This is a genomic window from Dactylosporangium roseum, assembly GCF_025264685.1.
Lineage (GTDB): Bacteria > Actinomycetota > Actinomycetes > Mycobacteriales > Micromonosporaceae > Dactylosporangium > Dactylosporangium roseum.
In genome coordinates this window covers 1,836,725-1,858,801 of sequence record NZ_CP073721.1, presented here as the reverse complement: position 1 = coordinate 1,858,801, position 22,077 = coordinate 1,836,725, and the positions used below count along the sequence as shown (strand labels likewise).

Sequence of the window (22,077 nt, the reverse complement as noted above, 5' to 3'; positions counted from 1 at the left end):
GTTACTGGCCTCACGAGTCACCAAGGACGGGATAGCCAATTGCCTCGAGTGATTCGCGAGCTTCATCCAGCAGCAATTCCGGATTCAAGCGGCCGATCAACTCCTGCGTCATCGGCTCCAGGTCGTACACCGCAGCGACAGCACTCTCGTCGAGTTCAACTTCGTAGGCATCCTCAGCGAAGCCAACGTACAGAAGTGGGCTACGATTCACCACCAGGTCGAACATCCATCCCGAACCGTCCGGGTCCGCTTCGCCTTCCGGATATTCAATTTCACCAAAACGCCATCGGGAGTCGCTTCCGCTGAGCCTCCAAAGACAGACAGTGATCAGCGGAAACTCGCCACTGGAAAAGGCTGGCTCGAATACGTATTGCCGAAATTCCTCAGGCACACTATCGATTACGCCGGGCCAGGGTTGGTGCGGCGAGCGGCGGTAGGGACTCATGGATGACTCATGATCGAACCCACGTATAAATACGCCCGTCGGGCCAAAGACGATAGAGTATTCGTCTCCACTATCATTTTTCATGGACGCGAGCTGCTCGTCCGCCCCCCAAGTGGAATCGTACGAGTAGTACCTTGATTCCCAGTCGAGCATAACGATCGCGTCCAGGGCCGCAAGGCTACGACTGATGTTCCGTAAATTTTCGACGTCGGGAAGTCGCTCCGCGAGATCATTTACTGACACAGTAATACCTCCGCAGCACCAGTCGGGGAAGGAGCCACATGAAGCGTCATTTCCCGGTCAGCTTCTTGAGCCAATCAGGTCCCGGCATGTCGCTCTTTTCGCGATTACACTGGCGGCAGGATATCACGATGTTGTCAGGGGTACCCTTACCCCCTAGCTTCACTGGGTTGAAGTGGTCGTATGCGAGATCGTTTCCTGGTGGGGTAACACCACGAGCACTCTTGTTCGCAAATTGGATCGGCTGATTGCAGTACTCGCAACGGAGCACGAGATCGTTCCTTATAAGATTCAGATCAACAGCTTCCTGCTTCACAGATTCAGGGAAGTTCACTCCGCAGGTGCGATTTGAGTTGTGCACAAGTACCGGAGATTGACCGGCGATCACGTAGAACGTGTGAAATTCCGCAACGGTGAGGTCGTACATGAAGCCGGCACCGAGGTAGTTGCGAACCTCTACGACCTCGGGTCCACCAGCACCCTCCGAATAGAGGTCAATGCCAGGCTGCAGGTCACCCGCATTGACCCAGATCTCGCGTTCCTCGTCCCAGAAGGGATGGTTCTGTGAGGTCTTGACCGCGGCCGGCACACCACTGGAGCTCTTCACGACAAGGTCGGTGAACGCCGTATCGCGGTTGATATGGACCGCGAGCACCTTCTGCGGTGCCGTCTCGCCGCTGATCGGATCGGTCGCTAGCACAGTGTCGCCGACCTGGACGTCTTTGATCGGCTTTTGACCACCGTCCGCCATGAGGAGCTTGGTGTCCGGAGTGAAACTATGGCCGCATCCGCTTACAGCGGGCTTACCTCCTCCTGCGCGGGGTTTGAAGGCGTTCTTCACGCCTTCTGTAATGGCGCGGGACTCGGCGGCAGCGGCTTTCTTGCCGGCTTCGGCGGCAGCCTTGGCGCCCGCGCCGGAAATGAGGCTGGAGACGCCGGCTTTGAGGGCTTGGCCGGCGATGGAGCCGAGGCCGCCCATGACGCCGCCGACGATGGCGCCGACAGCTCCCGCGGCGAGCATGCCGCCCCAGGAGAAGTTGCTTTTGCCTTCGACTTTGGTCTGGATGGCGTAGGTGACCATGCTGCCGACGGCTCCGGCGAGGGCGCCGCAGGCGACGGTGCCGACGCCGGTCCAGCCGATCGCGAGGCCGCATCCGACGCCGACGGCGATGCTGGCGACGGTGCCGATGATTTCGGCCTTGTGCTCGTCGACCCAGTTCACCGTCGCGGTCCCGGCCTTCTTCAACCCGCATCTGATGGGGTTCTTCTTGCACCAGGCCCGGTGCTGCTGTTCCTTGACGCGTTTCGCCTCCTGGTCCCACAGCCGCTTCTTCTCTTGCGGGTCCATGTAGGCGTTCATGGTGGCCGCGCCGGACTTGCCGTAGTACTGCTCGTCGGTGCGCAGTCCGGTCGCGTCGCTGTGCGAGATCGGGCTGTTCTCGGCGTAGGCGTAGCCCTGCAACTGCTGCGGGTCGCTGTGGTCGACGACGGGGTCGGCGGAGATGAACCGTCCGATGGCCGGGTCGTAGTAGCGGGCGCCGACCTGCACCAGGCCGGTGGGGTCGTTGGTGCCGCCGACGAAGCCCTTCTCGTTGGGCCAGGCGACGCTGTTGCCGCGGTTCTCGCCGAACGGCTGCTGCCGCCGGACCGTCGCGGCCTGGGTGGTGGCGACGATGGAGACGTCGGCGGTGCCCTGGTGGTCGCTGGACAGCCAGGTGATCCCGGACGCGGTGCGCTGGGCGACGGTGGTGCCGCCGAAGCTGTAGAACCTGGTGCAGGTCCTGGCGGTGGTCTGGGAGTTGTACCGGACCTCGGTGTCGGGCAGGTACAGCGTCTTGCCGGTGGCGTCACGGCGGATGAGCCTGTTGCCGTCGGCGTCGTAGAGGAAGCTGACGGTGCCGCTGGTGTCGGTGACGCTGGACAGCCGGCCCTCGTGATCCCACTGCAGGGACTGGCCGCCGTTGGCGCCGGGCCTCATGACGGTGTTGCCGGCGTTGTCGTAGGTGTAGGAGGCGGTCCGGGTGCCGTTGGTGTCGGTGGTGGAGGTGCCGGTGAGGGTGTGCGGGCGGACCGTGGCCGCCGGGGTGGTGCCCGTCGGGTAGGTGTAGGTGGTGACCGCGTCGCCGGCGGCGGTGGCGTACTGGGTCTGCTTGGTGCGCCGGCCGACGGTGTCGTACTCGTAGGCCACCCGGTACGGGGCGGGCCCGCCGAGCGTCTTCGCTCCGGCGCAGTCCCCTGACAGGGGTGTCCAGGCCTCGGTCAGCCGTTCGTAGCGGTCGTGGGTGAAGCACTGCACGTCGGCGGTGCCACCGGCCGGGGTGTCGGCGATCTTGGTGATCGTGCCGTAGTCGTTGTAGGTGTAGTGCAGATCGGCGACGGTGTTCGGGGAGACCGTGTCGCGCTGGGTCGTGAGGCGGGTCAGGCGCCCGGTCTCGAGCTCGTAGTCGCGGACGAGGTAGGTGAAGGGGCCGTTGTCGTCGCCGTCGCCGGTGGCGACGGTGCCGGTGGCCAGCTTGAACTGGGTCGGCTGCGCGATGGCGCTGTAGGAGGTGTTCTGCACCAGCCAGCGCGCGACCCCGCCGTAGTTGCTGTTCAGCGTGGTGGGCATGCCGAGGGCGTCGTAGGCGAACTCCAGCGATTCGCCGGTGAGGTCGCCCACGGCGGGCGAGGTGGTGCTGTTGACGGTGCCGTCGACGGCGTAGCCGGTCTCGTAGACGTAGTCGCCGGCGAGCCCGGTCTCACCCGCGGGAATGCTGATCTTGGTCTTGGTCGGCTGGTACTGGTCGTTGTAGTGCATGACGGTCGTGGCGTATTCGCGTCCGCTGTCGTAGCGGGTCGACGTCGTGGGGTAGCCCAGGGCGACGGTGACGTTGTCCGCGAAGGTGCTGGCGTCGTAGGTCCAGGTGGCCAGCCGGTTCGCCGCGGTGACGGACGTCTGGTAGAGGCCGGTCTTCCGGTTGAGGTTGTCGTAGGTGTAGACGACGACCCTGTTGCGGCTGTCCTTGGCCGAGATGACCCGGCCGTTGTTGTCGTAGTTCTTGGTGGTGGTGCCCGTGTCCGGGTCGGTGGTGGTGGTGTTGCGGCCGCGCAGGTCGTAGCCGTAGGTCCACTCGAACCCGGCCGGGTCGGTGACCTTCTCCAGCAGGCCGCGCCGGTTGTAGTCGTAGGTGGTCTTGTCGTAGGTGGACGGGGCGGCGTTGAGCCCGCCCGGCACCCGGGTCGCGAACTGGCGGAACTCGGTGGTGCGGCCGTTCTCGTCGACGATGGTCAGGGTCCCGGTGCCGCCCTCGGGCGGGGTGACCGCGGTATGGTCGCCGCCGTAGTAGGTGCTGGTGCGCCACCGTTCGGTGTTGTACGGCTGGAAGATCTGCGCGGTCTGCCGGCCCGCGCCGTCGAACTCGAGGCGGGTCTGGGTGGGCACGGTGCGGCCCTCGTCGACCGGGGCGACGATCGTGGTGCCCGGCGCGCCGGAGGCGTCGTGGTAGGGGGCGAAGCTGCGCACCGCCCGGCCGGCGGTGTCGTAGAAGACGTCGGTGAGGATCCGCCCGCCGGCCGGGGACGCGGTCTGGGTCTGCCGCTGCCGCACGAGGCCGTCGAAGAGGCTGTACGAGACGGTGTAGCCGCCGGCGGGGTTGAGTTGCTTGGTGGTGACGGCGTTGGCGCCGTCGGTGCGGATCAGGTAGTCGTAGTGGAGGTTGGCGGCGTTCGGGTAGGTCGCCATGGCGCGGCCGGGCAGCCACACGTCGGTGAGCCGGCCGAGACCGTCGTAGACCAGGTCGGTGCGCCGCCCGTTGGGGTCCACCGTGGACGTCGCCAGGCCCCACGCCGGTTCCACGTTGGTGGTCGTGGTCCACCCGAGGGGGTTGGTGTCCTTGGTCTGGGTGACCGGGCCGGTGGTGGCGGGAACGTACTCGGTGGCCGAGCGGAAGTTCATCGCGTCCCACGACTCGACGACCCGTCCCAGCGCGTCGTAGTTCGACCTCGTCAATTGGTAGTACGTCGGGCTGGTCGCGCTCCACGTGCTCAGCGCCTCGGTCTTGGTGACGTCGCCTTTGCCGGGTGCGGTGCCGAAGACGGTGGCGCCGTCGTAGTAGGTGCGGCTGTCGCCGATGACGTCGGCCTGGGTGATCGGGCCGGTGAGGACCTTGTCGCAGTCGACCGCGTAGCTCTGGGTGCGGTGTTGTGCGCTCATGAGCCACACCGTGGTGTTGCGCGGCTCGTAGGTGGTGGTGACGCACTGCTCGTCGCCGGTGACCGCGTCGTCGCCGTAGTCGGTGGCGCTGGTGATCATGCCGTAGTTGTCGAAGGTGTTCTTCGTCGACGAGACCCGGGAGCCGCGGCCGCCGTCCAGGGCGGTACGGCTGTGCACCGCCTGGGTGTTGACGAACTTCGCGGTGGTGGTGATGCCGTTGACGGTGCGGGTGGCGGTGGCCGCGGACTGCCACGGGTCGTTGATCGCGCCGGACACCTCGGCGCCGCCGACGCCGTTGAACGTGCGGGACTCTCGGATCATGCCGGCGTAGGCGTCCTCGTCCGGGACGCTGCCGCCCTGCGAGTCGACCACGTTGACGGTTCGAGTGCCCGACGGGAGTTTGTCGCCGTGCATGCCGCGGAAGTACAGCGTCTCGCTGTAGGTGCGCTCGTCCGGGTTGCCGGGCGCGGTCGGTGCCTCACCGGCCGAGGTGCCGACCTTGGCGTAGCCGCGCCAGACGTTCCAGGTCTTCTGGTCGGCGGTGATCAGCCCGTCGTCGTCGGCGTAGTGCCAGGCCGGGTCGCCGATGTAGGTGTACTGGTGCAGCACCCGCTTGGAGCCGCCGGTGAGGTCGTTCTCGATGACCTTGTCCACGACGTACTTGTGGAAGTAGTCGGTGATCTCGCCGGTGATCGGGTCCGGGGTCCAGCGCACCGGGTAACAGCGCAGCGTGTTGTTCTCCGGCGCCGACGGCATCCGCGAACCCCTGACGCAGTCCCGCCCGGAGTAGACGATCTGAATCTGGGCGCCGGTCTCGGTGTTGATCGCGGTGAGCCGGCTCCAGTTCATCGACGGCGATACGTCGACGGCGTCGACCCGGTTGTGCATCTGGGTCGGAACGAACGTCACGTCCGGGATCGCCGTCGCCGGTGTGCTGACGAGGCCCTCGTGGGAGACCTTCTGCAACCACAGACCGGCCCGGGTGCCGTCCCCCGGGTCCGGGTACGAGTGGGTGAGGGTCCACCGCTCGACGTCACGGAACGCCGACGTGGCGGTGTTCCACACCTTCGTGGTGATCGAGGCGAGCCGGCGGGTCGTCCAGAACGACGGCGAGGTCTGCTCGCAGGTGGCGCCGCTGTTGCAGTTGAGGTCCCACGGCGTGTCGGGCCAGTGCGCCTTGTCCTTGGTCGTACAACCGGACAGGCACCGATCCGCGTAGGCGTAGCTGATCCGGGCGGCCGCGTGACCGGTGAACGCGGTGTCGGCGCCGGTGGTGTAGTCCAGCGGGACCTGGACGTTCTCGACCCGGGTGCCGTAGTCGACGTGGTCGAGGTAGCCGCCGCGGATGTACTGCGCCTGCGCGCCCTGGTTCTTGCTGTAGTAGTTCGTCTCGGTGCCGTACCAGTACGACATCGTGTTCTGGTGCGGGTCGACGACGTAGTCGAGGTTCCACCGGTACGCCTGGGTGCACGACGACGCGGCGAACGTCGCCGCGTGGCACGGCTCCCCGGTGTGGTTACCGAACACCGGCGACGTCCACGTCGAGTTCGTCGTCGTGCCGGCGGGCGCACCCGGAAGCTGGTTACGGCCGAACCAGTACTGGGTGCCGTTGACGGTGGTGACCACCCACCACTCACCGTCGTTGTCACCGTTCGGTGCCCCCGTCTTGCGTTCGACGCGGGAACCGTCGTCGTTGCGCGGGTGCCACAGGTTCGGGTTGGTGTTGTCCCGGATGAGCTCGGAGCCGTTGCCGTTGAGGTTCATCGTGGCGTTGTCGGTGGCCCAGCACTGGTCGCCGGTCTTGGTGGTGTTGTTGCCGCCGCCCGCCTGGTCGTCGCCGCAGCTTTTGTAGCGGCGTTCGATGTAGCCGGTCGTGGTCAGCTCGAAACCCTCACCGATGATCGACGGCTGGTTGTTCGAGGTGACCATGCGCCCGTCGACGGACTGCGCCGAGTAGGTGACCTGCAGCGTCGGCGACGGGCCGCCCGGCGACGGCGGGGTCCGCATCGGGTACGACCAGGTGAAGTCGCCCGACGAGCCGCCGGCGGACCAGGTGCTCGACGACGACAGGCTGGTGGCGCTGTAGCTGCCCGCGGAACCCGACGTGCCGGCCGTCAGCGCGAGCAGCCGCGCCCCGCCCGTGCCACCGGCTCCGGTGGTCTGCGCCGGTGCGCCGGTGGCGGTGCCGACGGTGACGTCGGCCGAGACCTTGCCGGCCTTGGTGTCGTTGCGGCCGGCCAGCACGGTGCCGCGGCACTGCGGCTGGTCCGGTGTGCTCATCGCGCACGCCGGCAGTTCGACCAGCCGCAACCGGGTCGACCAGTCCGCGCCGTAGGCGGTGGCGAACCGGCTGTAGTCGACGGTCACGTTCACCATGCCGACACCGCTGTTGTTGTCGGCGCGGTCGACCTTGAGCAGCAGGCCGCGCACATCGGCCTTGGCCGAGGCCTGCTGGTCGAGCACGTCGACGCGGACCCGGGCCGGCACCGCCACGCTCGCCGCGCCGACCGTCCGGGCCTGCTTCGTCGAGGCCGGGACGCCGACGCTGACCGGACTGCCGACGCTCGCCGACGTCACGGTCTTCGCCGCCGGCTGGGCCACGACGTCGAGGTCCACGGTGGACGCCGACGGCCAGACCGCGGGCGGGTTCGCCGACGCCGGTTTGCTGGTGTCGGCGATCGGCTTGCCGGCCGTGATCGGCTTCGTCCGCACGCTGGGCACCTTGGCCGCCCGCGCCGGTGAGAACGGCTTCGGCGGCGCCGCGAACGCCGGGGCCTGGCCGCCGATCGACACCACCAGCGCCAGCGGCAACGCCAGCAGCAGCCCCAACCGTCCCCGGCCACGCGCGACGGACCACGCCCGGCGCGCGGTCAGCAACGCCGGCACGTCCGGGAGCAGTGAAGAGTCCTGCACCGACAACCTCCAGGAATCGACGGTGGCGTGATGGCGACGGCTTCGGATGGATACGCCGGTCATGGGGCCGGCGGGGTGTAAGTGACGGCACGGCCGTCCAGCAGCGACGGTGCGAACGACGAATACGTCTGCCCGACCAGACCGGTGTGGTCCTCGATCCCGACGACCGCGGTGGCCCCGCGCTCACCGGCGTTGTCCAGGCCGGTGTAGTTGAACGTGACCGTCCCGTTCTCACTGATCAGGGCCTCGAACGTGACGCGCTGCGACAGGTTGCCGAAGATGTGGACGTTGCGCCATTCGATGACGAACCGCCGGTTCGGTGCCGACCCGACCGTCGCCGTGCGCACGCTCGCCGAGCCATCGACGACCAGGTCGTCCCAGAACGGGTAGAGGGTGGCGGCGGGCGCGACACCGTCCGGCACCGCGGCACGGTTGTCCGGATGAGCACCGCCGGGGTCGGTGAAGCTGACGAATCCATTCGTCGACACCCACACGCTGCTGTAGGTCTGGCCGTAGAAGGTGACCGGGAAGGGCAGCGTCACCTGCCCGACACCCTCGTCACCCGTCAACGCCAGCACCGCCGTGTCCGCGGCGACAAACGGCTGGGTACTCGTCGAGCACACATAGCCGAACTCGTCCGCGACCGCCGTCAACGGCAGATCGACCGTGGTGTCACCGCCGAGGTAGAGCGGCTGCGACACCGTGGCACAGCCGGAGCTGGCCGCCACGGTGTAACCGTCCTGTTCCAAGTTGCCGAACGCGTACGTGCCGTTGGCCGCGGTGGTCGCGGTGAAGCCCTGCGGCAGCAACGTCACCGTGACACCGGCCACCGGCGACCCGCCCTGGGTGACCGTGCCCGACAGCGTCCACGTGCTGATCGGCATCGCGTAGTCCGGATAGTCGATGAAGATCGACTTGCCGGACGCCAACTGCGGCTGGTTGAACGAGTACTGCAGGCCGTACGACCCGCCGTTGCTCTCGATACCGACCGTCGCGGTCTCCCCGCGCTCCTTCGCATCGTCGAGACCGGCGTAGTTGAACGTGATGTCACCGCTCTCGGCCAGCACCGCCTCGAACGTGACCCGGCGCGGGAAGTCGTTCATGAACGCGACGTTGCGCCACTCGACCACGAACTTCCGCTCCGGTGCCGTACCGACCACCGTGGTACGCACACTCGCGACACTGTCCACGTACAGGTCGGCCCACAACGGCGCCACGAGGGCGTCCGGCACGCCCGGGGTCGGGATGCTCGCGTTCGCATGGAGATCGTCAGCCCCCGGGTTGGCGAACGTCAGCAGGCCGTTGATCGACACCCACGCCGTGGACAGACTCTGTCCGTAGAACGGCATCGCGAACGGCAGACTGATCTGCGTCACACCGTCGTCGCCGGTCAGCGGCAGCACCGTCGTGTCCGCGTTGACGAACGGATCCGCCGTCGCCGAGCACGTGTAACCGAACACGTCCGACGGCGGGTACAGCCACAGGTCCTGCGGGGTTGCCGTGGTGATCTCCAGCCCGGTGCTGGCGAACATCCCGCAACTGTCGGGCAGCGTGCCCGTCACCGTGTACCACCCGGCGGTCAACCCGGTGAACTGGTAGGCCCCGGACACCCCCGTCGTCAGCGTGGCTCCACCCGGCTGCAACACCACCGTGGCCCCGGCGACCGGGCTACCGGACCGGCTGTCGAACACCCTGCCGGACAACGACGCCGGCGCGACGGCGTCGATCGTGGCGCTGGCGTCCCCGCCCTGCCGGCCGGAGCCCGTCACCGCCCGCGCGTATACCCTGGTCTCCCCCTCGTCCAGCGGCGGCGTCGTGATCGTCAACTGCCCGCCAGGCACCGACAGCGTGGCCGTGCGGTCGAAGCTGCGCGTGCCGAAGCTGTACTTGATCGTGGTCACCGCCGGATCGCCGCCCGCGCTGAACGTCACCTGGACCGTCTGACCCGCCTGCGCGCTGTTGCCGTTCGGGATCGTGATGATCGGCGCTTCCGGGTTCAATTGATCGGTGAACTCAGCCTCGCTGGACCCCACCAGCCGGCCGTAGACGCGCACGTCGTCGACACCGCCGTTGAAGAAGCTGTCGGGATTACCCGCCCACAACCGACGGCCCAGGACCACCGGCCCGGTCGCGTTGAACCCACCCGACACCGTCGCCACACCGGTCTGCGCGACGCCGTCGACGTAGAGCCGCATCTGATGCGTCGCCACGTCGTAGGTCGCGACGAGATACGTCCATCTACCGATCGTGGGTGCGGCGTCGGACACCACCGCGTAGATGCCCGGAGCGTCCACGTCGGCGCCGTGCATCGAGAACCGCCACCGGCTCGTCGAGCCGTGGTACGCCAACGCCCAGGCCGACGTCCGCGTCCCCTGCTGGCTCACCGCGACGTAGTTCTTCGCCGGGTCGAGCGTCGAATCGATCTTCACCCATGCGGAGACGGTGAAGTTCGCGTCCGTCCGCACCGTCGTCGGTGCGCCGGTCGTCGGCGATTTGGTGGCGATCGGGCCACTCGTCGCGGCCGTGGCGTTGGTTCCGTTGAACGACAGCGCCTTGCCGGTACCACCGCGGCTGGCCACCCACGCCGGGTTCGTCACCGTCAACGTGTTGCCGTGGTTCGTCACATCAGCCGCCGCCGTACCGGTGCCCTCGTCGAGGGTCCACCGCGCATCCGGGCCGGCACCCGCTCGAACACTGAACGTGTACGACAACGGCGAGGCCGAGAAGCTGCCGCCCGTGTCCCGGCTCCAGACCCGCAGCGTGAACTGCCCATCAGTCGGCGGCGTGATGGTCACCGTCGCCCGCTTGTCGGTCGGGTTCGCCGCCACCCGCGTCGCGTTCACCGCCGACGTGCTGGCGACCAGGGTGTAGGAGTACCCGGCGAAGTCCGACGGGATCGTCGCCGGCGGGTAGAACGTGAACGAGCCCGCGATCCCCGCACCGCCGTGGAACTGACCGTCCGCCGGATAGTCCGTCGAGGTCACCTGCGACGGCGCGTCCGGCGGCGCGGTGTCCACCTTGAACTCACACGTCTGCGAGAACTGGCCGGTATCGACCCCGTCGGAGGACTGCACCTGGACCACGTAACTGACATCGTTGGACAGCCTCCCCGGCGGGATGCTCACGATCGCGGTCTGGCCCGGCGTCACCGAACTCTGCGTCACCTTGTTGGTGTCGCTGCGGCTACCACCGACCGGCCACCACCAGAACGTCACACTGTGCACCTGCGCCGTACCGTCCGCGTCCGACGTCCGCGCCCGCAACTCCGGCGTCGCGGTCTTCACCACCGGACGACCGGTCCCGGTCGCGCACGCGTAACCGGAAACGGTGATCTGGTCTGGTGCGTTCGGGAACGAGTTGTACGTCACCGTCAGCAGCGCCGTGCCCGCGTCGAACTTCTTCCACGCGTCATGGTTGCTCTCGTTGCGCGCCTTGAGGCCGAGGTTGATGTCCTGCCACCAGTTGCCCGCCGCGGTCTGGATCAGGCTGGTGATGCCCCACTCGGAGCGGACCCGTGCCCGGTTGCAGGTGTTGTTGTTCAGCGCCGCGATCGCGGGGCCCCAGCCGCCGACGCTGTTGTTCCACGTGGTGCCGGAGCTGATCGCCTGGGTGTAGGTCAGATCCGTGGTGGTCTTGCCGCACGTCCAGGAGTGCAACAGGTCGATGGAGAACTTCGCGTCGAGGACATGCTTGCCGGTGTAGCTCGACGTCGGGAACCGGAAGATCGACCGGTAGATCATCGTCGTACCGGAGTCGGTGTAGCCCACCTTGGCACACGGCACCGACGCGTACGGGCTGGGGCAGTCGTTGCGGTCGTAACTCCAGTACGACTGGTTCGGGAACCGGCTGTTGATCATCGTCCAGGCGCTCGCACCGAACGACGGATCGATGTAGACCGGAAACTTTGCCGACGCGCCGCGCAGCACGGCCAGGTCCGGCCGCACGACGATCGTGTCGCCGTCCAGCACCAACGGCATCGCCGCCGTCCGGGCGGCGGCCGGTTGCGCAACGGTCATCGCTCCGCCGGATGAGTCCCACATCGCCGGCGTCCCCGAGCCGAACAACACCGCGCCGCTGGCGTCCACCGCCGTCAACGATCCGCCCGGGCCAGGCTTGAGTTTCAGGTTGGTGGCGGTTGTGGCGAACCGTAGCGCCTTCAGCGCCGGATTCGCCGCCGCCGCGGCACTCCTCACCACCAGCACCTCGGAGAAGCCCTCGACCTCGGCCGTCAGCCGCAGATCCACACCGGGAAGCACGTCGGCATAGGTGGCCGTGGCACCCGACACCGACGGTGCCGGCAACGCGGTGGGCCACCGCACGTCCAGCGCCGCGCCGCCGCGGCGCAGTGTCACCAGCGGACCCGTGCCGCCTGCTGAGAACGACGTGCCGAGCCAGCTCGCGACCGGCTCGTACCCGCCGTCGGCGGTGCGCCGCAGCGTCGCGTCCGGCCTCGCCCAGCCACCGTGTCCGTCACGAACCCGTTGGACGACGGCCGATTCCATCCCGGTGAACGTGCCCATCGGGTTCGCGAACACCTGGGAGCGCTCCGACCGTGCCGAGGCGACCTCCACCTGCCCCTTGCATGATGCCGCCGCCCGCAACGCCGCAGGGGCGTCGTCCGCGCTCGCCGGACACGTCACCGGCGCCGGGGCCGCCTGCGCGACCGACTCGGCAGTCGGCACAACCAGCAGGGTCGAGAGCATGACCAGCGCGGCGCACCACGGGAAACGCCGCCACCACGAACGGGTCCGCACAACAGATCCGGGCAACCCAACATTCATGACCGCCGCTCCCCTGTGATCCGCGACACTGGCGGAAACGCACCGTAGGAGCACAATCAGAAACACGTCAAGCATTGGCCGCAAGACGCTACGTAGCGAGCGGGGATCACCAGCATCGACATTTCGGCTTGCTTCTATATTCAAGCAGGTCAACACGTTCGCCCTGCGGCGGAGCCCCGCACCCACAATGGCTCATCAATGTGACGAACATCACTTCGACCCCACGGCCAGTGCGGCGATGCTGGAGGACCACGGGCTTTAGGCACGACGGCTCATGGTGTCCAATCCCCAGTGTCGATTAGCATCGCGCTGCCACCCGCATCGTTGTGCAAGTTTTGGGGGAACGTTGAGCTCATCGGCTCCGCAAATGACGGCGTCACAGCAGACGCGAGGCGGCTACGGCGACGCGTGGGCAGCCGTCTACGACGATTTGTACGCCGGCCGCGACGATCCTGACCTGGTCGTGCGGTTCGTCAGCCGCTACGCCGACCCCGCGACAGTGTGCGAGTTCGGCATCGGCACCGGGCGGGTAGCGCTGCCGCTGGCGGCCGCCGGATTCGAGGTCCACGGCATCGACAACTCTGCGGCGATGCTCGATCGGCTCCGTGCCAAGCCGGGCGCCGAGCGTATCCACGCGGCACTCGGCGACATCACCGATCCGCCGGTGACCGGCCGGTTCGGTTGCGTCCTCATCGCGTTCAGCACGCTGTACCTGCTGACCGACCAACGCTTGCAACGCCGGTGCGTCGAGGCCGCCGCCCGCCTGCTGGAGCCCACCGGGGCGCTCATCGTGGAGGGCTTCATCCCGGACCCCACCCGATGGCACGACGGATACTCGCTGTCGGTGACCCGGTGGGAGGAGGCCGCGAGGTCGTACAGCATCGGCAGGATCGACCCGGCCGCCCAGGTGATCGAGACCGTCCGGGTGAACCGGCAGGCCGACTCCCTGGACGAGCTACCCAACCGGCTGCGATACGTGCTGCCGGCTGAGCTGGATCTCTTGGCCGAGCATGCCGGCCTCACACTCGTGGACCGGTTCGCGAACCTCGCCGGCGCCGCGCTCGGACCCAACCCGACCGACCATGCGTCCGTGTATCGACGCCGGGAGGGATAGATCGCGTCCGGCGGCGCGGAGGCGCTCAGGCGGCGCCCGGTGACGGCACCTGCGGGTGACCGTCCCGCGCCCGCAGGTGTTCCAGGACGAGCGGGTCGATGAGCCCGTCGACGAGCCGCTCCTCGAGGTTCTCGACGCCGGCCCAGCCCGCGAGGTCGGCGTGGCCGAGGGCCGCCAGCCGGGCGGCGACCTCCTCCGCGAGCGCGCCGGTCAGCGGCAGCAGGGTCGCCGGGTCGGGCTTGCCGAAGTACAACTCCCAGAGATCGATGAGCCCGCCGAGCCGGGTGACGGGGTCGGGGTCGTCGTCGACGCGCAGGTCGACCTCGACGTCGCTCCGCCCGCCGTAACCGGCGCCGCGCCGGACGACGATCAGGGCGGCGCTCTGCCGGCCCCGGCTGTCCCCGCCGGCCGCGTCCCCGGCGGCGAGAGCGGCGTACAGGCGGCGGGCCAGTGACCCTTCGGTCGCGAGCCACGCGGCCTCCATGGCCGTGACGACCTCGGGTCCGGTGAGGATGTTGCCCTGGATCGCGTAGCCGTCCCCGGCGACCCCGCCCGCCCAGGAGAAGCACTCGTCGCCGGTGAACGTGGCGCCGGGCCCGGTCCGCCCGACGACCCCGAGCTGCCGGGTGGCCCGCCCGGGGTCGGCGGCGGTGAGCCCGGCGACCGTGCCGGCGGCGGCCGTGCCGGTGCGGAGCATGGCGAGGCCCTGCACGCGGTACGCGAGGTTCGCGAACGACTGCGTGGCGACCGCGCCGACCTCGACCTCGACAGCCGGCACGGCGGCGCCGACGGCGAGGAACTTGCTGGCCACGGCCACCCCGAAGGACTCACCGCCGGCGGAACGCCCCACGATCGAAAACGTCATGCCGGACACCGTAATGCATTGTTTCCGGATGCAACCATCTGCGGTCACCCTGGCCCGGACTGACCCGGTCACGAGAACCCGGCTACTCGGCGGACGCTCCCGGCGGCTCGGAGAGGCAGACGAACGGCCCACGAACGCCGGCGCTGAACCGCTCGGCGGCGCGCAACGCGACCTCGACCCGCCGCTGCGGCGCCATCCGCGACTGGGCGGTGGCGAAGAGCGCGCCGAGTGCGATCTCGTCGCCGACGCCGACCGCCGCATACCCGTCGGCGGCCTCGGCGACCTGGTAGTCGTCGTGGACGGTGAACAGCCGCCCCTTGACGCCGACGAGGAACGTGCCGCCCTCCTCGCGCTCGCTGTCGCGGCGGGCCCAGCCGCCGGTCTTCAGGCAGTCGCGGACGGCGTCGATGAAGCGGGTGGCCATGAACCGTTCGATGTCGCCGACCGGCTTCGGGGGCTTCAGCGAATACCGGATGAGCTGCCCCATCCGGAACGAGGTGGTGAACCCGAACAGGTAGCCGTTGTTGTGGAAGACCTTGCTGTCGGCGCGGACGGTGAGGCTCCAGCCGGAGGCTCCGGCGCTGTCGCCGCCGACGTAGACGGTGCCGGCGTGGACGAGGCCCACGATGGCGGTCACGCCGCCACCCGCCCGTTGACCGGCCCGTCGCCGCCGATGTACCGCGCGAGCCCGTCGACCATCAGGTCGATCGCGAATGCGAACCGCTCGTCCCCACTGCCCTCGATCATCACCGGTGCCATGGCGACCAGGTTAGGGAACCGGTCCCGGGGCAGGTTCGCGTAGTACCCGCTCACCTCGGCGAGCCACGGCGCGGCGTCGGCCTCGGTCTGCCGGCCGCGGCTGGCGTGGATCGACGCCTCGATCGCGTCGGCGACGATGACCAGGGACAACTGGTCCATGCCCCAGGCCGCGACCCGGTCGGGGATGCCGGCGCCACGGAGCACGGCGAGCATCGCCTCGGTGTAGCGCAACGAGTTGGGGCCGACGGGCAGGTTGGCGCGGGCGACCTTCACCAGGTCACGGTGGGCGAGGAACACGGCCCGGCTCTCCCAGCAGCTCTCCTTGACCTCGGCGGCCCAGTCGGCGGCCTCGGCGGACGGCAGCGGGATGTCGCCGATGACCCGATCCAGGAGCTGCTCGAGCAGTTCGTCCTTGTTCGCGAAGTACGCGTAGAGCGAGGCGGCGCCCGTGCCGAGCTCCTGCGCGACGCGCCGCATGCTGATGCCGTCGAGCCCGTCGCGGTCGACGATCCGCAGCGCGGTGTCGAGAACGGCCTCGGCGCTCAGCGGCTGGCGGGCCGCGGGCCTCTTCTTCGAAGCCCGCCACGGGGGCGGGGGGATGTCGGCGGGCGGTCCGGCGGCTTGCACCGCGCAATCGTACTTGACACGAACAGTGTTCCAAACTAGAACAACGTTCGTGACTTACGAACAGCGTTCGCACCCTGCCGGCTCCTACCGATGGCGCTGGGCCGTCCTCGCCGTCGTCCTCGCGGCCGAGGTCATGGACCTTCTCGACGCCACGATCATCGCCATCGCCGGTCCCTCGATCCGGGCCGAGCTCGGCGGCGGCACCGCGTTCCTGCAGTGGCTCGCCGCCGGCTACACCCTCGCGTTCGCCGTCGGGCTCGTGACCGGCGGCCGGCTCGGCGACATCTTCGGCCGCCGCCGCATGTTCCTCGCCGGCGCCGTCGGCTTCACCCTCATGTCCCTGCTCTGCGCGATCGCGCCTGGCCCGGGCACGCTGGTCGCCTTCCGCGTCCTGCAAGGCCTCGCCGGCGCCGTTCTCATCCCGCAGGGCCTCGGCCTCATCAAGGCCGCATTCCCGCCCGAGAGGCTCGGCGCCGCGTTCGGCGCCTTCGGTCCCGTCATGGGCCTCTCCGCGGTCTGCGGCCCGATCCTCGCCGGCTTCCTCGTCGACGCCGACCTCTTCGGTACCGGCTGGCGGATGATCTTCCTGATCAACCTTCCGGTCGGCCTGGCCGCGGTCGCCGGCGCCGCCATGGTCCTGCCGCGCGGCACCGAGCGGGACCGCGGCCTGCGGCTCGACCTGCCCGGCACCGCGCTGCTCAGCGTCGGGCTCCTCCTGCTGCTCTTCCCCCTTGTCCAGGGCCGCGAACTCGGCTGGCCCCGGTGGGCGTGGGCGTCCATGGCCGCCTCGCTCCCCGCGCTGTGGGTGTTCCAGCGGTACGAGTTGCGCCGTCACCGGTCGGGCCGCAGCCCTCTGGTCGAGCCCAGCCTGCTGGCCAAGCGGCGGTTCAACGCCGGGCTGCTGGTCGGCCTGATCTTCTTCGCCGGACTCATGGGCCTCACCCTGATCCTGAGCGTTCACCTGCAACTGGGCCTCGGGTTCTCCCCGCTGCGGGCCGGCCTCGCCCAGTCGCCGTGGGCGTTCGGCACCGCGCTCGGCGCCGTCGCCGGCCATGTGCTGAGCGCCCGGTTCGGCGGCCGGCGGCTGCTCGTCGGCGGCACGGTGGTGCTCGGCGCGGGCGTGCTCGCCCTCCTCGCGACCTTGACGCTCGGCGACGGCCCGGTGACGTCGTGGCGGCTCGTTCCCGCCCTGCTGGTCCTCGGTGTCGGCATGGGCTCGTCCATGGCCCCGTACTTCGACCTCGTCCTCGCCGCCGTCGACGAGCACGAGGTCGGCTCGGCCTCCGGCACGCTCACGGCCGCGCAGCAGCTCGGCGGCGCGCTGGGCGTGGCGCTCCTCGGCACCGCCTACTTCGCCTGGACGGACCGCTCCGAGGCCGGCTTCGGCGGCGCGCTGACCAAGGTCCTCTGGCTGGAGCTCGCCCTGCTCGCCCTCGCCGGGGCGCTCTCCTTCCTGCTGCCTCGCCGTGCCCGCGAGGAGGCGCCGGACGCGGTACCGCCGGACTCGGCACCGGCCGGCTCCCGGGCTGACTCCACTGTGGGCACCGGCGCGTGAGCGCCGGGTTAACCCGGCCGTTCGTGGGGAATCAGGTGTGTGCGGGCGAGAGGAGAAGCCATGACGTACACCGTGAACGACCGGCCGGCCACCGCGCCGCGCGTGCAGAGCCCCGCAGGCCCAGGTCCGGTGACCGGTCAGGTGACCGGTGCGGCGGACCACCGATCCACGGCGGAACTGGTGAAGCTGGCCGCCGAGCAGGTCTCCGTCCTCGTGCGCGACGAGCTGAAACTGGCGCAGGTCGAGCTCACCCAGAAGGGCAAGCGGGCCGGGGTGGGGGTCGGCATGTTCGGCGGTGCCGGCGTCGTCGCGCTCTACGGCGTCGGTGCCCTGCTCGCGGCCGCCATCATCGGCCTGGCGACGGTCATACCGGCCTGGCTGTCGGCACTGATCATCGGCGTGGTGCTCCTGATCGTGGCCGGGCTGATCGCACTGTCCGGCAGGACCCAGATGCGCAAGGCCACACCGCCGGTGCCGCGGGACGCGGTGGCCGGCGTCAAGGCCGACATCAACACCATCACCCACTCGGTCAAGGATCGGGGACAGCGATGACGGCGACGGAGCCGAAGTACAGTCACAACGGTCACGCCACCCCCACCGACCCCGAGATGCTCCGCCAGGAGATCGCGCGGACCCGCGCGAACCTGGGTGAGACGGTCGAGGCGCTCGCCGCCAGGGCCGACGTGAAGGCCCGCGCCCAGGAGGCGATGCACAACTCGGTGGCGACGGCGAAACTGCGGATGCGTGAGGGCGTCGAGCAGATGGCGGTCAACGCCGCGTACGTCGGCCGCGAGCTGCGCACCCACCCGCGGCAGTCGCTGGAGCACACGCTGCGGCGGATGCGCCGTTCCGTGCGGGAGCGGCCGGCGCCGTGGCTCGTCGCGTCGGGGCTGCTCGTGCTCGCCGCCTTCGTCGGGTATCGGAAGGGACAGTGGTGAACAAGTTCCTGTACAAGCCGTTCAGCATCGCCTTCAGCGTGGCCGGCGGTGTCGCGGCCGGCTTCGTGTTCAAGCAGGTGTGGAGGCGGCTGTCCGGTGAGGAGGAGGCGCCCGCCGCGACGTCACGCGAGTACGGCTGGGCCGAGGTCCTGGCCGCGGCGGCGTTGCAGGGCGCGATCTTCGCGGTCGTGAAGGCCGCCATCGACCGGGGCGGCGCCGAGGGTGTGCGCCGGTTGACCGGCGACTGGCCCGACTGACCCCGGAACACAGAACGTGAGCAGGGTCTCCCTCCGGCGGGAGACCCTTCCGCGTGTGCGGGCACGCGCGTGATCTGCCCGTACGGCGTCCACCGGCCGGTGGACAGGGCTACACTTCCGCGGCCCCGGCAACGTTCGCACTCCCCGGCCGGAACCCTTTCGCGCAACGGCTCCGCCGCAGAGTCGTTGCTGTGCCGGTTGCGGGCCGGCGCGACCGGAGACGTCATACAGGTGTCGGGCCGCACGAGGGAGCGGCCCGGCACCGCGGAGTCCGGTGCCAGGCCGTTGGGCGGACGGCCTGGCACCGGCCCGACCCGGTTTCGCCCGCAGCAGGGCGGGTACGGGAGCGGCCGTGACGAGCGAACCAGATCTGCGCAGTGTGCTGGAGACCGCGTTCACCGGCCAGGAGCGGCTGTCCCGTGAGGAGATCCGCCGCAAGGCGATCGCCGCCGATCTGCCCGCCGATGCCCTGACGCGGGTCGACGCGCTGCCCGAGGGCGAGTACGCCGAGGACGAGGTGATCGAGGCACTGCGCCTGGGCAGCGCCTGACGCGCTACGGGACCGGTTTCCCGGCCCCGGCTGACGATCCGCGTCCGCCACGGCCGCCGACCTACCGCAGCGACGTCCTCCCCCGGGTCCGGCACGCTCACCGGCAGACCGAACAGCGCGGGCGCGATCTCCCGCACCGCCCGCGCCGCCGCCGCACCGCTGATGAGCAGGATCCGTTCGATCGGCACCCCCAGCGCGCGGACCGCGTCGAGGCCGTCGGCGGGACCGCAGAGCACGCTCGCCGCGCGGGCGGCGTTGCCGGGCTCGTGCTGCGACCCAGCGCAGTTTGGTCACCGTGAAACTGGCGACCGGCACGAGGCCGGTGGCCCGGGCCCAGGCCGCGGCGCCGCCGGGCAGCTCGCCGATGAGTCGGCTTGGCCAGCGTGGTCGACCGGGCGATACTCGCCCGCGACACCGGACCGCCCTCCTTGACGAGCGCCAGGACCAGCGAGCGGTTCACCTCCCGCATGACGTTGTGGTCGGCACCGCGCCGCGGCTCCTCGGGTCGCACAATCCGACCACGCTACCCCGGCGATCACCGTTCAGCGGGCACCCTACATTGGTAGCGGACACTCCAAGCCTGAATCCCCGGCCGGAAAGGCAGGCTTCCGATGCACATCTCGGCACGCGGGGACTACGCGGTACGCGCCGCGCTGGGCCTGGCCGCCGCCTACCCCGCGGTGGTCTCGGCCGCCGGTCTCGCCGAAGAGCAGGAGATGCCGCGAAAATTCCTCGAAGCGGTGCTCGGCGATCTTCGCCGGGCGGGCCTCGTGCGCGGCCAGCGCGGCGTCGACGGCGGCTACGTCCTGACCCGTCAACCGTCGGAGATCATGGTCGGTGACGTGCTGCGCGCGGTCGACGGCCCGCTCGCGGAGGTGCGCGGCGTCCGCCCGGAGGAGGCGATGTACTCCGGGACCGCCGAACACCTGCAGCAACTCTGGGTGGCGGTACGAGCAGCGGTGCGCAACGTCCTCGACGAGGTCAGCCTCGCCGACGTGGTGCGGGGCCGGATGCCGTCCCACGTCCGGCGCCTGACCACACCGCCGCACGCCTGGCAGCCCCGCTGAGCGACCCGATCCCGGCGAACGCGACCTGAGCGGCCCGGACGCGACCTACGCTCAGATAATGTCGAAAGCGCACGACCCTTACCTACAGGCGGCCGAGGGCTTCCTGCACGCCATCCGCGACGAGCTCGACATGGCCGACGACCTGAAGACGGATCGGACGCTGCAGGTCGCGCAGACGTTCGCGTTGCTGAGCATCGCGCGCTCGCTCAACGTGCTCAGCGATTTCGTCGAGCCGACCGAGGGCTCCCCGCTCCTCGCCGCGACGGCCGCCCACTGACCCGACCGTTCCCGGCCGGCACCGGCCCAGTTCGATCCGGCCCGGCCCAGTTCGATCCGGCCCAGCTCGGCCGACCGGTCAGGCTCGGTCAGGCTCGGTGACGAGCAGGCTGGCCCGCCGCAGCCACCCGAGCCCCTCGACAACGGATCGCTAGACCCATGCCCGCGGGTCGGCCACGAGGTCACGGACCCGCTCGGGCAGTTCGCCCGTGACCACGTCCTCGATCGTGACGGTCTCCAGGATGAGGCGCTCGTTGGCGCGCAGGGCGATCCAGACGTCCTGGAGGGCGGCCGCGGCGCCGATGTAACCCAGCTCCTCCGGGCGCTGGCCGCGGACGTTGGCCAAGGGGCCGTCGATGACGCGGATGATCTCGGCCAGGGAGATGTCGCCGGCCGGGCGAGCCAGGCGATAGCCACCCTCCGGGCCGCGCTGCGCGACGACCACGCCGCCGCGGCGCAACTGGAGGAGGATGCTCTCCAGGAACTTCGGCGGGATCTCCTGGGCGGCCGCGAGACGGTCCGCGGTCACGAGGCGGGTCTCGCCGCCGGTGCCGGCGGAGGCCGCGAGCTCCGCCACGGCGCGCAGCGCGTAGTCCACCCGTGCTGAAAGGCGCATGACCTATCCTCCCACGCGCCGCAACAGGCCCTCCTGCACGGCCGTCGCGATGTGCCGGCCGTTGCGGGTGAACATCCGGCCGGTGGCGAGGCCGCGGGCGTCGGACGCCGACGGGCTGGAGGAGTCGTAGAGGAACCACTCGTCGGCGCGGAACGAGCGGTGGAACCACATGGCGTGGTCGAGGCTCGCCCCGACGAAACCGCCGGGACCCCACACCGCGCCGTGCGTCGACAGGACGGCGTCGAGCAGGGTCAGGTCGGACGCGAACGTCAGCGCGCACGCGTGCAGCAGCGGGTCGTCGGGAAGCTTGCCGTCGATGCGCATCCAGACCCGTTGCCGCTCCTCGGCGGGGCGGTCGCCGGGGCGAACCCAGCCGGGCTCGCCGACGTACCGCACGTCGATCGGCTGCGGGACCATCCCCCAGATGTCGGCCCGCTCCGGGTACTTCGCGAGCCGCTCCCCCATCGTCGGCACCTCGTCCGGCGGCGGCACGTCCGGCGGGGCGGCCTCCTGGTGGTCGAGGCCCTCCGCCGGCGCGTGGAACGACGCGGACATGAAGAAGATGACCTTGTCGTGCTGGTACGCGACGGAGCGGCGCACCGAGAACGAGTGCCCGTCCCGGATGCTCTCCACCGCGTACGTGATCGGCACGGAGGGGTCGCCGCCGCGCACGAAGTAGCCGTGCAGGGAGTGGACGTGCCGCACCGGGTCGACGGTGCGCCCGGCCGCGACGAGGGCCTGTCCGGCCACCTGGCCGCCGAAGACCCGCTGAGGGCCGACCGGTGGGCTCGTGCCCAGGAACCGGTCGTCCCCCAGCGGTTCGAGATCCAGGAGGCGGACGAGGGCATCCACCGCCGCCTGTCCGCTTGCGAGGTCAGTCAC

The 22,077-nt window shown here is 69.7% G+C and carries 16 protein-coding genes; 8 read left to right on the top strand and 8 right to left on the bottom strand.

Going from position 1 to position 22,077, the window contains the following annotated elements:
- Window positions 1-10: 10 nt before the first annotated feature.
- Genes Drose_RS09365 through Drose_RS09355 form a run of 3 tightly spaced genes read right to left on the bottom strand, consistent with a single transcriptional unit; the run spans window position 11 to window position 12,757 of the window.
- Window positions 11-688 (bottom strand): hypothetical protein, encoded by a 678-nt coding sequence (locus Drose_RS09365; RefSeq protein WP_260727777.1) that lies wholly within the window; start codon window positions 686-688, stop codon window positions 11-13.
- 46 nt (window positions 689-734) lie between these two features.
- Window positions 735-7,790 carry an RHS repeat-associated core domain-containing protein gene (locus Drose_RS09360; RefSeq protein WP_260727776.1) on the bottom strand — a complete coding sequence of 2,352 codons (7,056 nt, stop codon included), beginning with the start codon at window positions 7,788-7,790 and terminating at the stop codon, window positions 735-737.
- A 59-nt stretch (window positions 7,791-7,849) separates the two neighbouring features.
- Window positions 7,850-12,757 carry a LamG-like jellyroll fold domain-containing protein gene (locus Drose_RS09355; RefSeq protein ID WP_260727775.1) on the bottom strand — a complete coding sequence of 1,636 codons (4,908 nt, stop codon included), beginning with the start codon at window positions 12,755-12,757 and terminating at the stop codon, window positions 7,850-7,852.
- Window positions 12,758-12,938: 181 nt separating this feature from the next.
- On the opposite strand from Drose_RS09355, the gene Drose_RS09350 reads away from it, so the two are divergent.
- Window positions 12,939-13,685 carry a class I SAM-dependent methyltransferase gene (locus Drose_RS09350; protein ID WP_260727774.1) on the top strand — a complete coding sequence of 249 codons (747 nt, stop codon included), beginning with the start codon at window positions 12,939-12,941 and terminating at the stop codon, window positions 13,683-13,685.
- A gap of 25 nt (window positions 13,686-13,710) precedes the next feature.
- Here the strand turns inward: Drose_RS09350 and Drose_RS09345 are convergent, their stop codons facing one another.
- The 3 genes from Drose_RS09345 to Drose_RS09335 form a co-directional block, all read right to left on the bottom strand.
- Window positions 13,711-14,550: a DUF1028 domain-containing protein gene (locus Drose_RS09345; RefSeq protein ID WP_260727773.1), complete on the bottom strand. Its 840-nt coding sequence runs from the start codon at window positions 14,548-14,550 to the stop codon at window positions 13,711-13,713.
- A gap of 82 nt (window positions 14,551-14,632) precedes the next feature.
- Window positions 14,633-15,187, bottom strand: a complete 555-nt coding sequence (locus Drose_RS09340) for a hypothetical protein (protein ID WP_260727772.1) — start codon at window positions 15,185-15,187, stop codon at window positions 14,633-14,635.
- Complete coding sequence (locus Drose_RS09335; protein ID WP_260727771.1) at window positions 15,184-15,936, bottom strand: TetR/AcrR family transcriptional regulator; 753 nt, start codon at window positions 15,934-15,936, stop codon at window positions 15,184-15,186. Before Drose_RS09335 ends, Drose_RS09340 begins: the two co-directional genes overlap by 4 nt.
- A 49-nt stretch (window positions 15,937-15,985) precedes the next feature.
- Here Drose_RS09335 and Drose_RS09330 point away from each other — a divergent pair, with 49 nt between their 5' ends.
- The 7 genes from Drose_RS09330 to Drose_RS09300 all read left to right on the top strand — a co-directional run bounded on the left by Drose_RS09330 (window position 15,986) and on the right by Drose_RS09300 (window position 20,580).
- A complete protein-coding gene (locus tag Drose_RS09330; RefSeq protein ID WP_260727770.1) occupies window positions 15,986-17,491 on the top strand; it encodes an MFS transporter in 1,506 nt (501 codons plus the stop codon).
- A gap of 60 nt (window positions 17,492-17,551) precedes the next feature.
- A complete protein-coding gene (locus Drose_RS09325; protein ID WP_260727769.1) occupies window positions 17,552-18,043 on the top strand; it encodes a phage holin family protein in 492 nt (163 codons plus the stop codon).
- Window positions 18,040-18,429, top strand: a complete 390-nt coding sequence (locus Drose_RS09320; RefSeq protein ID WP_260727768.1) for a DUF3618 domain-containing protein — start codon at window positions 18,040-18,042, stop codon at window positions 18,427-18,429. The genes Drose_RS09325 and Drose_RS09320 overlap by 4 nt, the downstream gene beginning before the upstream one ends.
- The gene (locus tag Drose_RS09315; protein ID WP_260727767.1) at window positions 18,426-18,686 is read left to right on the top strand and encodes a DUF4235 domain-containing protein; all 261 of its coding nucleotides are present in this window, start codon (window positions 18,426-18,428) and stop codon (window positions 18,684-18,686) included. Before Drose_RS09320 ends, Drose_RS09315 begins: the two co-directional genes overlap by 4 nt.
- Window positions 18,687-19,038: 352 nt before the next feature.
- Entirely contained in the window at window positions 19,039-19,236 is a 198-nt protein-coding gene (locus tag Drose_RS09310; protein WP_260727766.1) for a hypothetical protein, read from the top strand.
- A 611-nt stretch (window positions 19,237-19,847) separates the two neighbouring features.
- Window positions 19,848-20,303, top strand: a complete 456-nt coding sequence (locus Drose_RS09305; RefSeq protein ID WP_260727765.1) for an RrF2 family transcriptional regulator — start codon at window positions 19,848-19,850, stop codon at window positions 20,301-20,303.
- 58 nt (window positions 20,304-20,361) lie between these two features.
- A complete protein-coding gene (locus tag Drose_RS09300) occupies window positions 20,362-20,580 on the top strand; it encodes a hypothetical protein (RefSeq protein WP_260727764.1) in 219 nt (72 codons plus the stop codon).
- Window positions 20,581-20,730: 150 nt separating this feature from the next.
- Here Drose_RS09300 and Drose_RS09295 read toward each other — a convergent pair whose 3' ends face one another.
- On the bottom strand, window positions 20,731-21,195 hold the full coding sequence (locus Drose_RS09295) for an RrF2 family transcriptional regulator (RefSeq protein ID WP_260727763.1): 465 nt from the start codon (window positions 21,193-21,195) through the stop codon (window positions 20,731-20,733).
- Window positions 21,196-21,198: 3 nt separating this feature from the next.
- On the bottom strand, window positions 21,199-22,077 hold the full coding sequence (locus tag Drose_RS09290) for an acyl-CoA thioesterase (protein WP_390891354.1): 879 nt from the start codon (window positions 22,075-22,077) through the stop codon (window positions 21,199-21,201).

Excerpts from the sequence above, each read along its gene's own strand:
- Drose_RS09320 (WP_260727768.1), top strand. The coding sequence starts at position 18,040 with ATGACGGCGACGGAGCCGAAGTACAGTCACAACGGTCACGCCACCCCC.
- Drose_RS09325 (WP_260727769.1), top strand. The coding sequence starts at position 17,552 with ATGACGTACACCGTGAACGACCGGCCGGCCACCGCGCCGCGCGTGCAG.
- Drose_RS09295 (WP_260727763.1), bottom strand. The coding sequence starts at position 21,195 with ATGCGCCTTTCAGCACGGGTGGACTACGCGCTGCGCGCCGTGGCGGAG.
- Drose_RS09350 (WP_260727774.1), top strand. The coding sequence starts at position 12,939 with ATGACGGCGTCACAGCAGACGCGAGGCGGCTACGGCGACGCGTGGGCA.
- Drose_RS09345 (WP_260727773.1), bottom strand. The coding sequence starts at position 14,550 with ATGACGTTTTCGATCGTGGGGCGTTCCGCCGGCGGTGAGTCCTTCGGG.
- Drose_RS09305 (WP_260727765.1), top strand. The coding sequence starts at position 19,848 with ATGCACATCTCGGCACGCGGGGACTACGCGGTACGCGCCGCGCTGGGC.
- Drose_RS09300 (WP_260727764.1), top strand. The coding sequence starts at position 20,362 with ATGTCGAAAGCGCACGACCCTTACCTACAGGCGGCCGAGGGCTTCCTG.